Source organism: Methylomonas sp. DH-1, from assembly GCF_046097555.1.
Lineage (GTDB): Bacteria > Pseudomonadota > Gammaproteobacteria > Methylococcales > Methylomonadaceae > Methylomonas > Methylomonas koyamae.
Genome location: NZ_CP143089.1, coordinates 4,191,262 through 4,209,558 on the forward strand (window position 1 = coordinate 4,191,262; position 18,297 = coordinate 4,209,558).

At 56.2% G+C, this 18,297-nt stretch carries 16 protein-coding genes; 10 read left to right on the forward strand and 6 right to left on the reverse strand.

Annotation, left to right across the window (positions count from 1 at the left end):
* The first annotated feature begins 1 nt into the window (after nucleotide 1).
* From gatA to gatB, 3 genes are read left to right on the forward strand one after another with little or no spacing between them, the layout of a single operon-like run.
* Nucleotides 2-1,453 carry an Asp-tRNA(Asn)/Glu-tRNA(Gln) amidotransferase subunit GatA gene (gatA, locus tag VXJ35_RS19195; RefSeq protein WP_064022792.1) on the forward strand — a complete coding sequence of 484 codons (1,452 nt, stop codon included), beginning with the start codon at nucleotides 2-4 and terminating at the stop codon, nucleotides 1,451-1,453.
* Between the two features lie 13 nt (nucleotides 1,454-1,466).
* Entirely contained in the window at nucleotides 1,467-2,069 is a 603-nt protein-coding gene (locus VXJ35_RS19200) for a Uma2 family endonuclease (RefSeq protein WP_064022793.1), read from the forward strand.
* Nucleotides 2,070-2,087: 18 nt separating this feature from the next.
* Complete coding sequence (gatB, locus tag VXJ35_RS19205) at nucleotides 2,088-3,524, forward strand: Asp-tRNA(Asn)/Glu-tRNA(Gln) amidotransferase subunit GatB (protein WP_064022794.1); 1,437 nt, start codon at nucleotides 2,088-2,090, stop codon at nucleotides 3,522-3,524.
* Nucleotides 3,525-3,620: 96 nt separating this feature from the next.
* Here the strand turns inward: gatB and VXJ35_RS19210 are convergent, their stop codons facing one another.
* From VXJ35_RS19210 to VXJ35_RS19225, 4 genes are all read right to left on the reverse strand, one after another.
* Nucleotides 3,621-4,934 (reverse strand): selenium-binding protein SBP56-related protein, encoded by a 1,314-nt coding sequence (locus VXJ35_RS19210; RefSeq protein ID WP_054761074.1) that lies wholly within the window; start codon nucleotides 4,932-4,934, stop codon nucleotides 3,621-3,623.
* 170 nt (nucleotides 4,935-5,104) lie between these two features.
* Complete coding sequence (locus tag VXJ35_RS19215; RefSeq protein WP_064022795.1) at nucleotides 5,105-5,377, reverse strand: DUF4242 domain-containing protein; 273 nt, start codon at nucleotides 5,375-5,377, stop codon at nucleotides 5,105-5,107.
* Nucleotides 5,378-5,542: 165 nt separating this feature from the next.
* Nucleotides 5,543-6,172 (reverse strand): hypothetical protein, encoded by a 630-nt coding sequence (locus tag VXJ35_RS19220; RefSeq protein ID WP_064022796.1) that lies wholly within the window; start codon nucleotides 6,170-6,172, stop codon nucleotides 5,543-5,545.
* Nucleotides 6,173-6,227: 55 nt separating this feature from the next.
* On the reverse strand, nucleotides 6,228-6,824 hold the full coding sequence (locus VXJ35_RS19225) for a TetR/AcrR family transcriptional regulator (protein ID WP_064022797.1): 597 nt from the start codon (nucleotides 6,822-6,824) through the stop codon (nucleotides 6,228-6,230).
* 168 nt (nucleotides 6,825-6,992) lie between these two features.
* On the opposite strand from VXJ35_RS19225, the gene dcd reads away from it, so the two are divergent.
* The 4 genes from dcd to VXJ35_RS19245 all read left to right on the forward strand — a co-directional run bounded on the left by dcd (nucleotide 6,993) and on the right by VXJ35_RS19245 (nucleotide 14,345).
* Nucleotides 6,993-7,559 (forward strand): dCTP deaminase, encoded by a 567-nt coding sequence (gene dcd, locus VXJ35_RS19230; protein WP_054761080.1) that lies wholly within the window; start codon nucleotides 6,993-6,995, stop codon nucleotides 7,557-7,559.
* A gap of 39 nt (nucleotides 7,560-7,598) precedes the next feature.
* Nucleotides 7,599-10,814 carry a glycoside hydrolase family 15 protein gene (locus tag VXJ35_RS19235; protein ID WP_064022798.1) on the forward strand — a complete coding sequence of 1,072 codons (3,216 nt, stop codon included), beginning with the start codon at nucleotides 7,599-7,601 and terminating at the stop codon, nucleotides 10,812-10,814.
* 7 nt (nucleotides 10,815-10,821) lie between these two features.
* On the forward strand, nucleotides 10,822-11,805 hold the full coding sequence (glk, locus tag VXJ35_RS19240) for a glucokinase (protein ID WP_064022799.1): 984 nt from the start codon (nucleotides 10,822-10,824) through the stop codon (nucleotides 11,803-11,805).
* 116 nt (nucleotides 11,806-11,921) lie between these two features.
* Nucleotides 11,922-14,345: an EAL domain-containing protein gene (locus tag VXJ35_RS19245; RefSeq protein WP_064022800.1), complete on the forward strand. Its 2,424-nt coding sequence runs from the start codon at nucleotides 11,922-11,924 to the stop codon at nucleotides 14,343-14,345.
* Between the two features lie 96 nt (nucleotides 14,346-14,441).
* Here VXJ35_RS19245 and VXJ35_RS19250 read toward each other — a convergent pair whose 3' ends face one another.
* Both VXJ35_RS19250 and VXJ35_RS19255 read right to left on the reverse strand, forming a co-directional pair.
* Entirely contained in the window at nucleotides 14,442-14,822 is a 381-nt protein-coding gene (locus tag VXJ35_RS19250; RefSeq protein ID WP_064022801.1) for a hypothetical protein, read from the reverse strand.
* A 182-nt stretch (nucleotides 14,823-15,004) separates the two neighbouring features.
* Entirely contained in the window at nucleotides 15,005-15,997 is a 993-nt protein-coding gene (locus VXJ35_RS19255) for a hypothetical protein (protein ID WP_064022802.1), read from the reverse strand.
* A gap of 281 nt (nucleotides 15,998-16,278) precedes the next feature.
* On the opposite strand from VXJ35_RS19255, the gene VXJ35_RS19260 reads away from it, so the two are divergent.
* The 3 genes from VXJ35_RS19260 to VXJ35_RS19270 are packed head-to-tail and all read left to right on the forward strand — an operon-like array spanning nucleotide 16,279 to nucleotide 18,282.
* On the forward strand, nucleotides 16,279-16,833 hold the full coding sequence (locus VXJ35_RS19260) for a flavodoxin (protein WP_064022803.1): 555 nt from the start codon (nucleotides 16,279-16,281) through the stop codon (nucleotides 16,831-16,833).
* Nucleotides 16,834-16,841: 8 nt separating this feature from the next.
* Nucleotides 16,842-17,615, forward strand: coding sequence for a 4Fe4S-binding leucine-rich repeat protein (locus VXJ35_RS19265; RefSeq protein ID WP_064023602.1), 774 nt, complete (start codon nucleotides 16,842-16,844; stop codon nucleotides 17,613-17,615).
* Nucleotides 17,605-18,282 carry a hypothetical protein gene (locus VXJ35_RS19270; protein ID WP_064022804.1) on the forward strand — a complete coding sequence of 226 codons (678 nt, stop codon included), beginning with the start codon at nucleotides 17,605-17,607 and terminating at the stop codon, nucleotides 18,280-18,282. Before VXJ35_RS19265 ends, VXJ35_RS19270 begins: the two co-directional genes overlap by 11 nt.
* Nucleotides 18,283-18,297 lie beyond the last annotated feature (15 nt).

Genomic DNA, 18,297 nt, shown 5'->3' on the forward strand with positions numbered 1-18,297 from the left:
CATGCACAACAAGACTTTAAGCGAGCTGGCCGCCGGCCTGCGCGGCAAGCAATTTTCCAGCGTGGAGCTGACGCAAGCTTTCCTGGCACGGATCGATCAACATCGCAATTTAAACGCCTTCGTCACCGTTAGCGCGGAAACGGCTTTACAACAAGCCCAGGCCGCCGATCAACGCTTGGCGGGCGGCAACGCAACGGCCTTGACCGGAATCCCTATCGCCCAAAAAGACATCTTCTGCACTCTGGGCATTAAAACCAGTTGCGGCTCGAAAATGCTGGACAACTTTATCGCGCCTTACGACGCCACGGTGGTCGACAAATTCAACCAAGCCGGCGCCGTATGCCTGGGTAAATTGAACATGGACGAATTCGCGATGGGTTCGTCCAACGAAACCAGTTTCTACGGCCCGGCCCGCAACCCCTGGAACACCGATTGCGTGCCTGGCGGCTCGTCGGGCGGCTCGTCGGTCGCGGTCGCCGCGCGCTTGGCACCGGCAGTGACCGGCACCGACACCGGCGGCTCGATCCGCCAGCCGGCAGCCTTGTGCGGCATCACCGGCCTGAAACCGACCTACGGCCGGGTGTCGCGCTACGGCATGATCGCCTACGCCTCCAGCCTGGACCAGGGAGGACCGATGGCGCGCAGCGCGGAAGACGCGGCCTTGCTGTTGCAGGCCATGGCCGGTTTCGATCCCAAAGACTCGACCAGCGTCGATCAACCGGTACCGGACTACAGCGCCACGTTAAACGATAGCTTGCAAGGCCTGAAAATCGGCCTACCGAAACAGTTTTTCAACAGCCAGCTCGACAGCCAAATGGCGGCGACAATTCAGGCGGCTATTGCTGAGTACCAAAAACTCGGTGCGATCGTTCAGGAAGTGGACATGCCGAATCTGGAACTGGCAATTCCGGCCTACTACGTCATCGCTTCGGCCGAATGTTCCTCCAACTTGTCGCGTTACGACGGCGTACGCTTCGGTTACCGCTGCCAGAATCCGGCCGACCTGACCGATCTCTACACCCGTTCGCGCGGCGAAGCCTTCGGTGCCGAAGTCAAACGGCGGATTTTGATGGGTACCTACGCTCTCTCGGCCGGCTACTACGATGCTTATTATTTAAAGGCGCAGCAAGTACGCCGCCTGATCAGCGACGACTTCAAACGCGCGTTGAGCGAAGTGGACGTGTTGATGGGTCCGGTCACCCCCGGCACCGCGTTCAAAATCGGCGAAAAAACCAGCGACCCTATCCAAATGTATCTGGAAGACATTTACACCATCGCCATCAACCTGGCCGGTCTACCGGCACTATCGCTGCCGGCCGGTTTCATAGCCGGCTTGCCGGTCGGTTTGCAGGTGATCGGCAACTACTTCAGCGAAGCCAAATTGCTGAACATCGGCCACCGCTACCAGCAAGTGACCGGCTGGCATCTGCAAAGTCCGAAAGGTTTCGAATAACACGGGAGGCAACATGGCGCCGATTACTCAATTGTCGCAACTGGACCCCGAAGGCACTTATAGCTACGCCGATTATCTGACCTGGCAGCTCGAGGAATCGGTCGAGCTGATCAAGGGCAAGATCATGGCGATGTCGCCGGCACCGAACCGCAAACATCAGAGTGTCTCCGGCAATCTATTTCTTCATTTGGGAAACCATTTCAAACGCAAAAGTTGCCAAGTGTTTGTAGCACCCTTCGACGTCAAACTCTATGATCGCCGAAAATCCTTGCTTCAGGATCGTGAAGTTTTCAGCGTCGTGCAGCCGGATTTATGCGTTATCTGCGACAAGGAGAAGTTAACAGAACAAGGTTGCGACGGCGCGCCGGACTGGATTATCGAAGTCTTGTCGCCCGGCAACAGCCGCAAGGAAGTGCGCCTGAAGTACGACCTGTATCAAGAATGCGGCGTCGGTGAATATTGGTTGGTATTCCCTTACGAACAAATCGTTCAGCAATTCGTGCTCGACGATAGCGGCAAATACCAGCTACGCGCCTTGTACCCCGGCAACGAAACCGCCGCCCCGCACTTATTCCCCGACCTGCAAATCGATTTGAACGACGTTTTTGCCGAATAGTTTTTAAAGGAACGCAACATGAACTCACAATGGGAAGCCGTCATCGGCCTGGAAATCCACACCCAACTGTCTACAAAATCGAAGATTTTCTCCGGCGCCGCCACCGCCTACGGCGCCGAACCCAACACCCAGGCCTGCGCGGTCGATTTAGGTCTACCCGGCGTATTGCCGGTACTCAACGAAGACGCGGTGCGCAAGGCGGTGACCTTCGGTTTGGCGATAGACGCGGAAATCGCTCCGCATTCGGTGTTCGCCCGTAAGAATTACTTCTACCCCGACTTGCCCAAAGGCTACCAGATCAGCCAGTTCGAACTGCCCATCGTCGGCAACGGCCATCTGGACATCGAAGTCGACGGCATCGAAAAACGCATCGGCATCACTCGCGCTCACCTGGAAGAAGACGCCGGCAAATCCTTGCACGAAGACTTTCACGGCCTGACCGGCATCGACTTGAACCGCGCCGGTACTCCGTTGCTGGAAATCGTCTCCGAGCCCGACATGCGTTCGGCGAAGGAAGCCGTGGCTTACATGCGCAAACTGCACGAACTGGTGCGCTATCTGGAAATTTGCGACGGCAACATGCAGGAAGGCTCGTTCCGCTGCGATGCCAACGTCTCGGTGCGCCCGAAAGGCCAAAAAGAGTTCGGCACCCGCGCCGAAATCAAGAACATCAACTCCTTCAAGTTCGTCGAAAAAGCCATCAATCACGAAATCGAACGCCAAATCGACGTCATCGAAGGCGGCGGCAAAGTCGTGCAGGAAACCCGTTTATACAACGCCAACAAGGACGAAACCCGCTCGATGCGCAGCAAGGAAGAAGCCAACGACTACCGCTATTTCCCCGATCCGGACCTGTTGCCGGTGGTGATCGAAGAATCCTTGAAAACCGAAATTCGCGCCACGCTGCCGGAACTGCCCGGCGCCAAGAAAAGCCGATTCATCGCGCAATACGGTATGGACGGCGAAAGCGCCGCGACCCTGACCTCATCGCGTGAATTGGCGGACTTTTACGAAAAAGTCGCCGCCGAATCAGGCGAAGCCAAATTGGCAGCCAACTGGTTGACCGGCGATGTGCTGGGCGCGTTGAACAAAGCCGGCCTGGAAATCGGCGCTTGCCCGGTCAGCGCCGAGCGTTTGGCGGGCCTGCTGAAACGTATCGCCGACAACACCATATCCGGCAAGACCGCCAAACAAGTGTTCGACAAATTGTGGAACGGCAGCGAATCGGCCGATGAGATCATCGAAAAAGAAGGCTTGAAGCAAATCACCGACACCGGTGCCATCGAAGCGATTGTCGACAAAGTCATTGCCGCCAATCCGGTGCCGGTCGAGCAATATCTGGCCGGCAAGGACAAGGCGCTAATGGCTTTGGTCGGCCAGATCATGAAGGAAACCCAGGGCAAGGCTAATCCGGCTGAAGTCAACAAAATGTTGATTGCCAAGCTGAAAAGCTAAGCGTTGCGGCTCCCCCGTTAAACAGGGGAGCCGCAGCAAAACCGCCATTCCCACTTACCCCTCGCATAATCCGGGAGCGGTCAGTGGGCCAACCGCTTATTTCGGCGTTTTACCGTACAAAGCGTAAGCGCCGAAACGCATCTGGTGCGCCCTGCCCAGCTTCTCTTTGTTAAAGTCGATCGAGAATTGCTCGGTCAACTTGTCGCCGTCCCAGCTATAAGCCTTGAAATATTGCTCGTTGTCGGCGCCTTTCTTATCCCAATTCGCCAGTAGCGACGAGGTGTAATACAAGCGTTTGCCGTCCCAGCTCGACGACACCATGTTGACCTGGGCGCCGATTTTTTGCTCGAACACTTGTTTGGGATGGAATGGGTCGCTGATGTCGAAACGGCGGGTCTTGCCATCCATGAAGGTGTTGACCCACAAGGTCTTATCGTCGCTGGAAATGGAGATATCCACCGGCAGCGGGATTTTGGCCGGTTCGCCGATGTCCGCCACATCCTTAGCTTGCCATTCGCCTTTGTCGTCCTGGTAAATCAGCCAGATTTTCGAGGTCAGCGCGGTGCTGGTGAAGCAATAGTTATGGGCTTCGTCCCAAGCGCAACGGATTTCCAACGGCGCGCCCGGCACGTCGAACACTTTTTTCGGCTGGCGGCTGTGTAAATCCCATTGCACGACGGTGTTGCCGAAGCGTTTCATCGCCTCCTGATCGTTCAACATCTTGCCGAAATCCATCATGTAATTCGACCAGCCGGTGAACGACGAAGTCAGCATCAGGTTTTTGCGCGGCAAGGCGCGTACGTCGTAGTTATAACCATCGGCGTATTTACCGGATTTGATTGCACCTTGCAGATTGTCGTCGGTCGGCAACCAATAGGTGGCAATGTAGTCACCGGCATTGCTGTACTCCACAATCGCAGTGCGGCCGCCGTGGTCTTTATTATTCGACAGGCCGGTAATGACCATCCGCCCCGGCAACGCATACAAGCTGTGCGGGCCGACCACGCCGCCGCTCTTGGCGACGAAATCGGTGATGGTTTTGGTCAGTTTGGGTTTGGCCGGATCGGTCGCCACGTCGAAGATGAAAATCTTGTTGGTATCCAAACCGCCGGCCCACAGAAAGCGGCGGTCGTCGGTAAAGTCGGAATGGTGCGCTTCGTTGCGGCCGCCGACCGACAGGCTGGCAACCACCTTGCCGTATTGTTTGGACTTTGGATTCACATCGACGGTGACCAGCTTGTCCTGCTCGTCGCCGACGCCTTCCGCGCCCAAAGTCCAGATGTAAACGAAATCCTCCTGGCCGGTAATTTTTGCCATGTACGGCGAAGCGCAGGTTTCGTCGGCGCTGGCCGACAGGCTGGCGCTGCCGAGCAACAGCGCGGCGGTAAAAGTGCTGAGTTTAAAGTTCATAAAGTTCTCTCCCCCGAGAAGGTGTATTGGTGGTGTAGGCCGGAATAAGCGTTAGCGTTTCCGGCAGAAATTTAAAGTGGCTGCGTCGAATAGCCTGCCGGAAATGCCTGGCGGCTGATTCCGGCCTACTGTTTGACCTGGCAAATAGGCGCTAGGCAATCTAATATCGCTCAATCGGCCGTAGTCGGATCGATCATGGTCTTGATTTCCTCGATCCGGTTGGCCGGAAACCCGCCTTGCTCGGCGTGTTCCCGAATCGCTTGTTCGTTGTCGGCGATGTAGATGCAATACACCTTGTCGCCGGTTACGTAGCTGTGCAGCCATTGAATGCGCGACCCCATCTCGCGCAGCACGCCGCAGGACTTTTGCGAAATGCCTTGCAGCTCGGCTTGCGTCAACTGCCCTGCGCCGGGAATATCGCGTTCGATGATGTATTTTGGCATTATGACCTCCTAATAAATGACCGGTCGTCTTGAAGGCCGGCGTTAAAAAATGCTGCTGGGTGGGCGGCGGGTTGCCTTGTCAAATGTAGGATGTGCCGACGTTAGGAGGCGCATCTGTCGCGAACGATGCGCTTCACTTTGTTCAGCACATCCTACGGTTCTTCCTCAAACTAAAAATGGATACTCATATTCAAAGATCAGCTTAACGAAATCGAATAACTCGCAATCTTCTTGGCCGGACGTATGCCGCGACATGCAGATATAATAGTTTTGATCATTATGCTTTGCGAAAATTATCCATTCCCCGGTGAGTCCCGCTAATCCCTTCTTACTTGTTCTTTCCTTATACGCACCCATCACCATTTCGTGTGTAAGGCGCCCTTGCCAACCGAATTTCGACGGTGATTTATTTTCCTCAACTTTAACTCGCTCAAGCAACGATAAAAGTTTTGGACTATTTTCGAAATCCAGCCCCCAATGATTGTAAATATTTTTCAATATGAACCTTGCATCATGAAAGTGTGCTTTCCAGAGTCCTTTTAAGGGCAAATGCTTAAATGGCTCAACACGTTGCCGACAACCACGACCAACACCTTCAAGCTCTTGTATTACATCAGTAATCGAAAATAAATTATAAATCCTATGTTTTTGAATTGAGGCTAGTTGAATCAGCAAAAAATGACTTACACGGGATAAGTCAATATTGCATAAGCCAGGGTGATTATTCTTGAAATATTCAATGTCATCTTTAGAAAGCCCAAAGCCTTCGTATACATCTACAGAATAGTTGTCCATTTTGTGTCAACTAGAATTTCTAAATAAAAAGTGACTTATTTAAATTCAAAAAACTTCAAGCCCGAAAATAATCATCCAACAACTCCCGACAAACCGCCTGCAACGGCTCGACCGATTGCTCGACCTTCATCCTCAATAACGCCCCCTGCCAGCCGTTCAGCATCAAATCCGCCATGCTTTTCGCGGTCTTGTCGGTGCGTACCCTGCCGTCTTTCTGGCCGCGCTCCAAAGCAGTTTTCTGCAAATCGGCGTAGCGGCCGACCGCTTCGAGCAGGGCATCGCGGCACAGCGGACTGGTATCGCCGATTTCGCCCATCAGATTTCCCAGCAGGCAGCCGCCCTTGAAACCGGTTTGCGCGACTTCGTCTATCAGTTCGGCGTAATACGCCTGCAACGCCCCCAGGCCGTCCAACTCGGGGTTTTGCAAATGGCCGGACAATCGCTGGATAAACGGTTCGATGTAATGCTTGACGGCCTCGGCGGCGAATTCTTCCTTGCTGCCGAAATAGGCATAAAACGAACCCTTCGGGATTTGCACCGCCTCCAGGATTTCTTTCAAGCCGGTGGCGTGGTAGCCCTTTTCCAATAGCAAGCTGACGCCCCGGTCGAGCAATTTTTCCCGCTTGATTTGTTTAGGCTTCAACATAGTCATGGCCAAATTATGCGACCGGTCGTCTAATTTGTAAATCAGTTTTTCCTAATTCTTTAATGCTTGCTGCCAACGCCATCGGCAAACAGCGTCGGGCCAGGCAATTAGCGATTTTTCGGCTTCATTATGTTATGTTGCAGCTTTGTTTCCGTTTACCGATAAACCAGCCACATGAGCATCAAATCAGACCAATGGATTCGCCGCATGTCCGAGCAACACGGCATGATCGAGCCGTTTCAGGCCGGCCAGATCCGCGAATCCTCCCAGGGCCGCATCATTTCCTACGGCACCTCCAGCTACGGCTACGACGTCCGCTGCTCCAACGAATTCAAAATCTTCACCAACATCAATTCTACGATCGTCGATCCGAAAGATTTCGACGAAGCCAGCTTCGTCGACGTCAAATCCGATGTCTGCATCATTCCGCCCAATTCGTTCGCGCTGGCTCGCACCGTCGAATATTTCCGGATTCCGCGCGACGTGTTAGTGGTATGTCTGGGCAAATCGACTTACGCCCGCTGCGGCATCATCGTTAACGTTACGCCGCTGGAGCCGGAATGGGAAGGCCACGTAACATTAGAGTTCTCGAACACCACACCGCTGCCGGCCAAAATCTACGCCAACGAAGGCGTCGCGCAAATGTTGTTTTTCGGCGGCGACGAAGTCTGCGCAACCTCGTATAAAGACAGGGGCGGCAAATACCAGGGCCAGACCGGAGTCACCCTACCCAAAGCCTGAGCGGCATCCCGCCGTTTTAACTTCACCTGGGATAACGACATGACGTCTACCAGTACATCCGAAACGCTCGACAGCTACTACCGCCAAGTCCACGACATCATTCTGCAGCGGCAGGACTGGATAAGCGGCCTGCTGCCGGCCAGCACCGCGGTCACCACCCACGGCAATTACACCGACGCCTGGGTTCGCGACAACGTTTACAGCATTCTGGCGGCCTGGGGTTTGGCTTTGGCCTACCGCAAAACGGCAGGCCAGCAGGAACGCGCTTACCTGCTGGAACAGAGCGTGGTCAAGTTGATGCGCGGCTTGCTGATTGCGATGATGCGCCAGGCTGACAAAGTCGAAAAATTCAAGCACAGCCAAGACCCGCTCGATGCCTTGCACGCCAAGTACAACACCCACACCGGAGAAGTCGTGGTCGGCGACAGCGAATGGGGCCATCTGCAACTGGACGCCACCTCGCTGTTTTTGTTGATGCTGGCGCAAATGACGGCATCCGGCTTACGCATCGTGTTTACGATAGACGAAGTCAACTTCGTGCAGAATCTGGTGCACTACATCAGCCGCGCCTACCGCACCCCGGATTACGGCATTTGGGAGCGCGGCAACAAGATGAACCTCGGCATCGCCGAACTCAACGCCAGCTCGATCGGCATGGCCAAAGCCGCATTGGAGGCCATGTCCGGCTTCAATCTGTTCGGCAAGGACGGCGGCCAGACCGCCGTGATCCACGTCATCAGCGACGACATCGCCCGCAGCCGAATCACACTGGAATCGCTATTGCCGCGGGAATCGATTTCCAAGGAAGTCGATTCGGCCGTATTGAGCGTGACCGGTTTTCCGGCGTTCGCCGTCGACAACCCGGAACTACGCGCCCGCACCGAGCGGCTGATCGTCGAGAAACTGCAAGGCCGTTACGGCTGCAAACGCTTCCTGCTCGACGGCCACCAAACCGCGATCGAAGACCACCAACGCCTGCATTACGAGCCCAGCGAATTGAAGCAATTCATGGATATCGAATGCGAATGGCCGCTGTTCTTCTGCTACCTGTTACTGAACAAGTTGTTTGCCGGCGACAGCGAAGGCGTCGGCGACTACCGGCGCAAACTGGAGGACTTGTTGGTGGAACACAACGGCCAATGGCTGTTGCCGGAACTGTATATCGTGCCGGAACATGCCATCGCCGCCGAAAAGCGCCACCCGCACAGCCAAGCCCGGGTCGCCAACGAAAACGTACCGCTGGTTTGGGCGCAAAGCCTGTACATCCTCGGCGGACTGCTGCAGGACGGCTTGATCGGCCTGGACGATATCGACCCATTGGGCCGTTACAAGGCAAACCGGCTGCACGCCGCCGCCACCGTGCAAATCGCTTTGCTGGCCGAAGACGACGAGGTTCGCGACGAATTGCGCGGCTTGGGCATTCCGGCGCAGACCTTGACCGAAATCGCGCCGATTCAGGTCCGCGACGCCAGCGAATTGGCGGCCGCTTACCACCAGGTCGGCCGTAACGACCGCATCGGTCTGACCGGCCGGCCGTTGCGGCAATTGCGCGCGCTGTCGACCTCCAAACTGTATTTGTTGGCCGGCGAACCGCTGCTGTTCCTGCCGCAATTCATGAGCCAGAAGGGGTTCTATCTGGCAATGGACAACCAACTGCTGATCCAACGCCTACGCATGGAGCTGACCTACCTCAGCAACCATTGCGACAGCGCGGCGCCGCCGTTGCTGGCCATCAATGTCCGCCACAATATGCTGCACAGCGCCGACCGCGAGGTGCTGTTGGATTTCATCGAGCAATTGCGCCGGGGCAAACTGGAAGGCGTCCGCGCCTCGCTGGGCTTGCTGACCGAACTGGTCGCATCGGCCGCCCGCGAACGTATCGGCCACCTGCACGATTTCAAATTCTCCGAAGCCAGTTGGGAAGAAAGCGAACGCCCTTTCGCCCAGGTTTTGCCCGACGGCGATACCAGTGCGCAAGCCATCGACAACCTGTTGGTAACCGAATGGGAAATCGGCGGCGACGACCAGTTGATCGATTTATTGCAGACCAACCCCAACCTGTACGCCCAGTTGGAAGCGCTAAGCCTGTTGTGTCAGCGCCACGGGCTGGAGTTCGATACCGGCCTGCGCAACAGCGAAGGCACACCCTGCCTGGTGCGCGACCTGCTGGAGGAAGTCTACGCCCGCGCCGGAGATTGCCACGCCTGGTATGCGGTACGCCGCTGCGCCGGCTTATTGGGAAAATACGATATCAATCTGGAGCAGGCCGCCACCGAAATGCTGGTCCGCCAACATGGCCTGACGGTGGGCCGTGCTTACAGCGGCAAAGCCACATTGCGCCGGCCGACCGATTCCTGGCAAATACTGGAAACGATCCGCACCTTCAACCCCGGCGACAGCAGCCAGCAAATCATCATCCAGGAGTTGATCATCTACCTGGGCATGCTGATCAAACTGAAACCCACGCTGTTCGCCGACACGCACACCATCCGCGTCGGCCATATCCTGCAATTGATCATCGCCCGCTACAAACGCGTGCACAGTTCTTCGCTGGACCAAGCTTTCAACGACATACTGTCGCTGCCGCCGCACCAAGTGGCGACGCTGGCACAGGAAACGCTGGAAGACTACAACAACAGCGAAAACCAGCTCGGCCAAGTGGAAACCCTGAATTACGAAGGGCCGCAGCGCGATTTGGCCGCCGCCCGCTTCCCGGAAACGATGGACCCGAAAGACCGCGCCGGCGCCGAGGATTGGTATGCCTGGCGCGAGCAGCAAGGCAGCGTCGGCCGCGAAAACGAAGCGTTTTTCAGCGGTTTGTGGAGCTTACTGCACCACTGCAAGGGCTTGATGGTCGGTGAAAAATACAACAGCAAACGCCGTATCGACAGCGAAATGATGCTGGCGCAAATGACGGCCGGCGAGCAGACCTTCCGCCTGCACATCAACCATATTTTGAACAAAATTCAGGCGCCGGTGTATCGGCAATTGAGCGTGGAGGCACTGCGCGCACTGGCCTCCATCGTCAAGGAAAATCCGGATTTGTATATCGACGATACGCTGGTCACCGACATTCTGATCGGCCACGCGGTGCGGATCAGTTGGCTGCAACGGCATCCGCAATACCGCGACCACTACGAAGAATGTGTCTCGCTGGCTTGGCAGGCTTTCTACCAATTGCCGCCGCACGGGGTCGCCAATGCGATACTCGACGCCTTGATCCACCTGCTCAACAACGCCAACCCAACTGAGTGAGGACATTATGATTCTAGCCGGCGACATCGGCGGAACCAAAACGGTTCTGGCCTTAATCGAAATCCTGGGCGACGGCTCGTTGAATTGCCGGCGCGAACAAACCTTCGCCAGCGGCGAATTCGCCGACTTCGACGAGATTCTGGCTCTGTTTCTGAACGGCACGCCTGCCGTCGCCGCCGCCTGTCTCGGCATCGCCGGCCCGGTGTTGAACCAGCGCTGCCAAACCACTAACCTGCCCTGGTTGCTGGACGGCGCCGAATTGAAACGGCGCCTGGGTACTGAGCGGGTCAAGTTACTGAACGATCTGGAAGCGATGGCCATCGGCATGCTGCATTTACCGGCGCAGGATTTTATCGAGCTGAATCCCGGCGCCGAAACCCAAACCGGCAACGTGGCCGTGATCGCCGCCGGCACCGGACTCGGCGAAGCGATTTTGCATTGGGACGGCAACGCTTTCCACCCGATAGCCACCGAAGGCGGCCATTGCGATTTCGCGCCGCAGAACCCGCAGCAAGACCGCTTGCTGGCCTACTTGCGGCAAAAATATCCGGCTCACGTCAGTTGGGAACGGGTATTGTCCGGTCTCGGTTTCAGCAATATCTACGACTTTTTGGTCGATAGCCGCTTTGCCCCACCCTGCCCGGCGGTTCCGGCCCCGGCCGACGCGGCCGGCGTAGACCGTAATGCCTTGATTTCGCGGTTGGGCGTGGACGGCGAAGACCCTGCTTGCCGGGAAACCGTGCGCCTATTCGCCGAATTGTACGGCGCCGAGGCCGGCAATCTGGCGCTGAAAGCCTTCGCCACCGGCGGCGTCTTCATTGGCGGCGGCATCGGCCCGAAAATCCGCCCGGTGCTGGAATCCGGCGAGTTTCTGCAGGCCTTCGTCACCAAGGGCCGGTTTCACGCCATGTTATCCAAAGTATCGGTCAAGCTGGCGCTGAACCCGCGCACGCCGCTGTTGGGAGCCATGCACTACTACGCCGCAGGCTAAAGCCGTTTTCACAAACCGCGCATATCCTCGCCAAATCCGCCAAATCGGCTAGGCTTAAGCGATTCGTTCGCGTTAAAGGCCTAAGCCGAAGCCTGCGCCCTACCCCTTTCGCCGCCATGCTTCATTCAGAGCAGAACCCAAGCCAACTGCGCCAGTCGCTAGCCATCCTGCAGGCCGCACTCGACTCTACGGCCGACGCCATCCTGGTTATCGACGCCGCCGGGCGAGTCGCGGCGTTCAATCCGCAATTCAAACGGATTTGGGGCATAGCCGACACCAGCTTGAATGTCGGCGACTCTGCGGAATCGCTGCGTTACATTTTCGGCCAACTGAAACAAGCCGACGAATTTCTGCGCCGCGTCGACGCCATTTACCGCGAGTCGAAACTACGGCATTACCAGGAACTCGAGTTCAAAGACGGCCGCATCATAGAGAGCTACTACCAGCCGCAAATCGCCGACGGCGAGACCGTCGCCCGGGTTTGGAGTTTCCGCGACATCACCGAACAAAAAAACTCGCGCCGGCGCTTGGCCCAACTCAGCTTCGGCATGGACCAAATGCAGGACAGCGCCTATCTGATCGCGGAAGACGCCCGCTTCCTGTACATCAACAACCAATCCTGCAAAACCTTGGGCTACAGCCACCGGGAGTTGTTGCAGATGTGCGTATTCGATATCGACCCGTTGTTTCCGAAAGCGGTTTGGAGCGAGCATTGGCTGGAATTGAAAAGCCGGCGCTCGGTAACCGTGGAAACGCTGCACCAAACCAAGCACGGCGAGATTTTGCCGGTCGAAGTAGTCGCCAATTATTTCGAATACGGCAACGTCGGCTACAATCTGGCGATCGCCCGCGACATCCGCGAACGCAAGCGCGTCGAGGAAGCCCTGCAACAAGCCGCTTTGATTTACCAGCACAGCAGCGAGGCGATGCTGCTGGCCGATGCCGACGACCGCATTCTGACTATCAATCCGGCATTCACCGCCATTACCGGTTACGAAGCGGACGAAGTGGTCGGCAAACACATCGGTCTGCTGAACCGGGACATTCATAGCGAGGCGATGTGGCAAGCGATCCGCAAGGACGGCCATTGGCGCGGCGAAGTGTGGGATAAACGCAAAAACGGCGAGAGTTTCGCCAAAGCCTTGACCGTCAATACCATATTCGACGCCAACCGCCAGGTCCACCGGCGCATGGCCTTGTTCTCCGACATCACCGAAAAGAAGCAGGCCGAAGGCCTGATCTGGCAGCAGGCCAACTTCGATCCGCTGACGCAATTGCCGAACCGGCGTATGTTTCACGACCGGCTCGGCCACGACATCAAAAAAGCTAAACGCGAATGCAGCCGGCTGGCGGTGTTGTTCATCGATCTGGATTTGTTCAAGGAAGTGAACGATACCCTGGGGCACGATATGGGCGACCGCTTGCTGCAGATCGCCGCCCAACGCATCGTCGCCAGCGTCCGCGAAACCGATACGGTCGCCCGGCTGGGCGGCGACGAATTTACCGTCATTCTCGGCGAGGTCGGCGACCCCAGCAATGTGGAGCGCATCGCCCGGGACCTGTTGGAGCGGATGACCGAATGCTTCGAGCTGGGCAACGAAGTCGCTTACATTTCGACCAGCATCGGCATCGCATTTTTTCCGGACGACGCCGGCGACCTAAAATCGCTGCTGAAGCATGCCGACCAAGCCATGTACGAAGCCAAACGCCTTGGCCGCAACCAATACTGTTTTTTCATTCCGGCCATGCAGGAAGCCGCCCAATCCCGGCTGCGCCTGAGCAACGATTTGCGCCATGCAGTGACCGACGGCCAGTTCTTTTTGTGTTACCAACCTATTGTGGAACTGGCCAGCGGCCGAGTCCGCAAAGCCGAAGCGCTGATCCGCTGGAGCCACCCGCAGCGCGGCATCGTCAGCCCGTCCGAATTCATCCCGATCGCCGAGGAAACCGGACTGATCTGCCAAATCGGCAACTGGACCTTTCAACAGGCCGCCAAGCAACTTCTAGTCTGGCAGGCTTCGATCGACCCCGGTTTTCAAATTACCATCAATAAATCGCCGGTGCAGTTCCGCAACGAGCGCGACAGCCACCGCGACTGGCGCGACCAATTGCAAGCCCTGAATCTGGCGGGCAACAGTATCGTTATCGAAATTACCGAAGGCTTGTTGCTGGAAGCCAGCGGCAGCGTCGCCGAGCAATTATTGGCTTTCCGCGACGCCGGGATCCAGGTGTCGCTGGACGACTTCGGCACCGGTTATTCGTCCTTGTCGTATTTGAAGAAATTCGATATCGATTACATCAAGATCGATCAAAGCTTCGTCCGCAATCTGGCGGCGGGCTCGGACGACATGGCGCTGTGCGAGGCCATCATCGTCATGGCCCATAAATTGGGGATTAAGGTGGTGGCGGAGGGCATCGAGACCGGCAACCAGCGCGAATTGCTGGCAGCCGCCGGTTGCGATTACGGCCAAGGCTATTTGTTTGCCAGACCGCTGCAGGCTGCAGACTTCGAACGCCTATTGGCCGAAACTGCGGATTGAGAATGGGAAATTGGCGGCAGTAAGGCGAAACGGCGGACGCCGAATCGTCATAAGCGCCGCCGGGCGGTTAAACCCGGCGACAGAACGGCAGGCCGATTAGTGAGCGGCCAGATAGACTTTCAACATTTCTTTATACAGTTCCAGCGTGGCTTTCAACGATGCGGGGCCGTTAGCGTCGCCTTTTTCGATTTCGTCGCGCGCGACTTTCAGTTTGTCACCGGCTTTTTGGCGCAAACGCTCGGTTTGTTCGTAACGGAATTCTTTTTGCAACTGGCGGACTTCGCCCAGCGCTTTCAACACTTCGGCTTTGTCGGCGCCCTTGTCCAACAAACTGACCGCTTCCTCGACTTTGGCCACGGTGCCTTCGGCAGCGGCACGTACCTTAGCGTCTCCTGCGCTGTTGGCATTGGCGGATGTGGAAACCAAAGCCGCGGCGATCACCAGAAATGAAGCCAAGGTTTTTTTAACAATATTCATACGATTCCTAATCAATTGGTATTTAAGGTGTTTTCAATTACCACATTAAAATTACAAAATTGTGACTGCATATTTTAATCCGGCAGCTTGTTCAAGCAGCTCCATACTACCATGGATTTTACAAATAACGGCAACATCGAAAAAACAAATTAATTACCACAAATATTTAGCGGAATATATTATCAGCCAAGCAAGCCGTTAATATGCTTGATAAAACCGGTTTCGTTGACGAAAGTGATATCGTACATTTTGGTCAATCCCTGCACCTGCTCGTCGCTAACGCCCAACACCAGCAACAAAAAATTTTCCTTGGCGATCTCCAGCCGGCGCCGCATCTTGCCGTACTTCTCGATGAAGGGCCGAAACTCGCCGGACTTGCACTCGATGAAAACCGGAATTCGGCTATTAATCAGAAAAAATACATCCACCTCGTATTTATCGTCATTGGCGAATTGAATATTAAAACTGCGCAGACAGGAAAATAGGCCTTTATTTTCGTAACAATGTTTAAGCAGTTTCATAAATACATACCATTCCAGCCATTCGCCGTTGAAAAATCCAGCAATGGCCGGAGCGGTCTGCAAGGTTAAATATGCCCGCTTTTCATTCTTGTTATAAAAATATTTGGCGAAAAACGAAAATTCGTACAGGTTTCGGCAAAACCCGGTAATAGTTTTAATATCGTTTTGGCTGTGGTTGCTTAAATTCAAAACCACCGAAGTATAGTTATTACGCTGAGCCTTCCGAATCTTGTCCAACACCTGTTGCAAAACCGGAAAATTGTCGCCCAGCTCGACGGCAACCTCATCGAAAAAGCCCTGAGTATCGAGTGCGTCGTGATCGACTTCTACCCGGATATTCTTGCGTTCGAACCATTGGATAACCGGCTTGTACTGCATGCTGTTGGTCATTACCGCCGTGTTATGCAAATCCAACTCTTCGTCTTTGGGCAAAAATTTCGGAACGTTGGCGGCGGCCGACATATTCTGCGCGGATTCCAGTTCCCGGTATTTCGCCAATAAGCCGCCGTATTTATCGATCAATTTTTTGATGAAGTCGACGCTATCGTAAATAGCCGCCGCCTGTTCGCACACCGGGCATTTCACGGTTTTACCCACGTGTTCCTGAGAAACTTCTCTGAGATAACCGCAATGGTTGCAGCGCAGAATTGCCATAACTAAACCTTACCTGACGATTTCCATTTACTACCGGGGCCGAACCGGCATCCAATTAACGCCGCAACTATAGCAACAATGTCGCGAATCGGCCCACTTTCGGTGCAATTGTCGCCTTAACTGCACCGATGCGGCGGAACCCGCCAAAGACCGAATACTATCCTATTGATCTAAAACAAAAATATCGCCACAAGTTATTCCTATCCACCTGGACCGATATTTGCTGAAGTTTCACAAACGGCTGCAAAGCCGAATTCGGCACATTCCATTACAGGTGACCTATGAGCAAAATCGGCATTTTTTTCGGCACCGACACCGGCAGCACCCGGCTAGTCGCTAAAAAGATATACAGCCTGTTGGGCGAAGAACTGGCGGACAAACCGAAAAACATCAACCGCGCCAGCCCCGAGGATTTGCTGAAATACGACGCGCTGATCCTGGGCACGCCAAGCTACGGCATTGGCGATTTGCCCGGCCTGGCCGCCGGCTGCCAGGAACGCAGTTGGCACGAATTCGTCGGCTTATTGGACGGTCACGGCTTCGCCGGCAAACGCGTGGCCTTGTTCGGTTTGGGCCATCAGGAACGCTATGCCTCGCGCTTCGCCAGCTCTTTGATTCAACTGTATCGGGTATTCTACGGCTACGGCGCCGACATCGTCGGCCGCTGGAGCAGCGAAGGCTACCGCTTCGAACATTCCGATGCCATCGTCGACGGCGAATTCGTCGGCCTGGTACTGGACCAACGCACCCAAGCCCATTTAACCGACGAACGGCTGCAGGTCTGGCTGGCGCAAATCACGCCGCAGTTGTTGCCGGTCATGGCCAAAGCGGCATGACGATGGCAATGCACAGCACCGATGCGCAAGATGCGGATTTAACCCCGCTGGCCGACTGCAACCTGTGCGAATACCGGAATACACTGTTGGCTAACGGCGGTTGCAAACCGGGCGACATCTGCATCCTCGCCCATAGCGGCCGCCAAATCGACCGCTTCCTGAAGCGACACCCCGGCTTGGCCGGCCAGTATATTGCCGACGAGTTCTGGGAGCGCCGCGCCATCGCCGCCCGTTATCTACCGACCAATTTGCTGCGGCCGCTGCTGAACGACCCCGACGAAGCGGTGCGCCGGGTGCTGGCCTACCGGGTGCCATTGGACTGGCTGCTGGAATTGCGCCAAGATAGCGACCGCGAAGTCCGAGTCACGGTTGCCGACCGGCTGCCGGAGACCCAATTGGAATTGATGGCCGACGATCCGGACTATCTGGTGCGCGCTTACGTGGCCAAACGCTTGCCGAAAGGCCGCCTGTTCCGTTTGGTGGCCGATCCGGACACCGAAGTGCGGCGCATCGTCGTCGAACGCATCCCCAGCGTCAGCCTAGGCCTGATGGCGGAAGACAAGGAAACCAACATCCGCCGCATCGTCGCCCAACGCATGGAGATCGAGGATTTAGCCTTGCTGAGCCGGGACCCGGATTGGACCGTCCGCTATGAAGTGGCCATCCGCGCCGAAGAAGACTTACTGGCGCAACTGGCGGAAGACCCGGACCCGGAAGTCAGCCAAATCGCCCGGGAGCGCCTGGCCAACCAACCCGAACGGCAGGCATCCGATGAGCGCTGAATTTTTGGTCGGTTTGACCTACGCCGACCGGCTGCGCTTGGCCGGCGAGGCCCGACACGCCGCAGTGGGCCAGCTATTCGATTCCGAGCTGGCATCGCTAACCTCGCTGATGGGACCGATGAGTGACGGTCCGGAATGGCCGGCCGGCGCCGCTTGGCTGGCGGCACGGCATGGCGCCAACGCCTGCGTGATTTCCGACGGCCTGTCCGATCCATGGGTGGAACGCTACCGGCCGGAAACCGGCCTGGGTCTGGAAGTCTTCGTCGAAAGCCCGGATTCCGGCATCTCCAGCGACAGGCCGCTCAGCGCCATGGTGGACAGTTGGTTGTTTCCAATGGCGGCCGAAGTCAGCCATACGCTGGCCGGACATCCGGTATTGTGCGAAAAGCTGGTGGCCGGCGAACCGCTGTCGCTGGAATTCAATATCGACCACATCAAAGACGGCCGCGGCCGGGTCGGCGCACTGTTGAGCCAGGTAGCCGGCGCTGCGGCCAACGCGGCGCTGCCCGGCGGCCAAATCCAGCTGATTGCAATTACCTTGCTGACCGGCGCCGAATTGGCTTATTTGCGCGGCAAGGGCGCCGCCGCCCGCCGGGAATTGTTGGCTGGTCTGGCCGCTGCCGGCAGCGGCCACCTGTCGTTATTGCACCGGCCTTCTCTGATTTAAAGCGCGAGGAAGCAA

Bases quoted from the DNA above. Each gene is read 5' to 3' on its own strand.
- VXJ35_RS19220 (WP_064022796.1), bottom strand. From the start codon at position 6,172: ATGGACAACTATTCTGTAGATGTATACGAAGGCTTTGGGCTTTCTAAA.
- gatB (WP_064022794.1), top strand. From the start codon at position 2,088: ATGAACTCACAATGGGAAGCCGTCATCGGCCTGGAAATCCACACCCAA.
- gatA (WP_064022792.1), top strand. From the start codon at position 2: ATGCACAACAAGACTTTAAGCGAGCTGGCCGCCGGCCTGCGCGGCAAG.
- VXJ35_RS19210 (WP_054761074.1), bottom strand. From the start codon at position 4,934: ATGAACTTTAAACTCAGCACTTTTACCGCCGCGCTGTTGCTCGGCAGC.
- VXJ35_RS19200 (WP_064022793.1), top strand. From the start codon at position 1,467: ATGGCGCCGATTACTCAATTGTCGCAACTGGACCCCGAAGGCACTTAT.
- VXJ35_RS19250 (WP_064022801.1), bottom strand. From the start codon at position 14,822: ATGAATATTGTTAAAAAAACCTTGGCTTCATTTCTGGTGATCGCCGCG.
- glk (WP_064022799.1), top strand. From the start codon at position 10,822: ATGATTCTAGCCGGCGACATCGGCGGAACCAAAACGGTTCTGGCCTTA.
- VXJ35_RS19245 (WP_064022800.1), top strand. From the start codon at position 11,922: ATGCTTCATTCAGAGCAGAACCCAAGCCAACTGCGCCAGTCGCTAGCC.
- VXJ35_RS19225 (WP_064022797.1), bottom strand. From the start codon at position 6,824: ATGACTATGTTGAAGCCTAAACAAATCAAGCGGGAAAAATTGCTCGAC.
- dcd (WP_054761080.1), top strand. From the start codon at position 6,993: ATGAGCATCAAATCAGACCAATGGATTCGCCGCATGTCCGAGCAACAC.
- VXJ35_RS19270 (WP_064022804.1), top strand. From the start codon at position 17,605: ATGAGCGCTGAATTTTTGGTCGGTTTGACCTACGCCGACCGGCTGCGC.
- VXJ35_RS19235 (WP_064022798.1), top strand. From the start codon at position 7,599: ATGACGTCTACCAGTACATCCGAAACGCTCGACAGCTACTACCGCCAA.
- VXJ35_RS19260 (WP_064022803.1), top strand. From the start codon at position 16,279: ATGAGCAAAATCGGCATTTTTTTCGGCACCGACACCGGCAGCACCCGG.
- VXJ35_RS19255 (WP_064022802.1), bottom strand. From the start codon at position 15,997: ATGGCAATTCTGCGCTGCAACCATTGCGGTTATCTCAGAGAAGTTTCT.
- VXJ35_RS19265 (WP_064023602.1), top strand. From the start codon at position 16,842: ATGCACAGCACCGATGCGCAAGATGCGGATTTAACCCCGCTGGCCGAC.
- VXJ35_RS19215 (WP_064022795.1), bottom strand. From the start codon at position 5,377: ATGCCAAAATACATCATCGAACGCGATATTCCCGGCGCAGGGCAGTTG.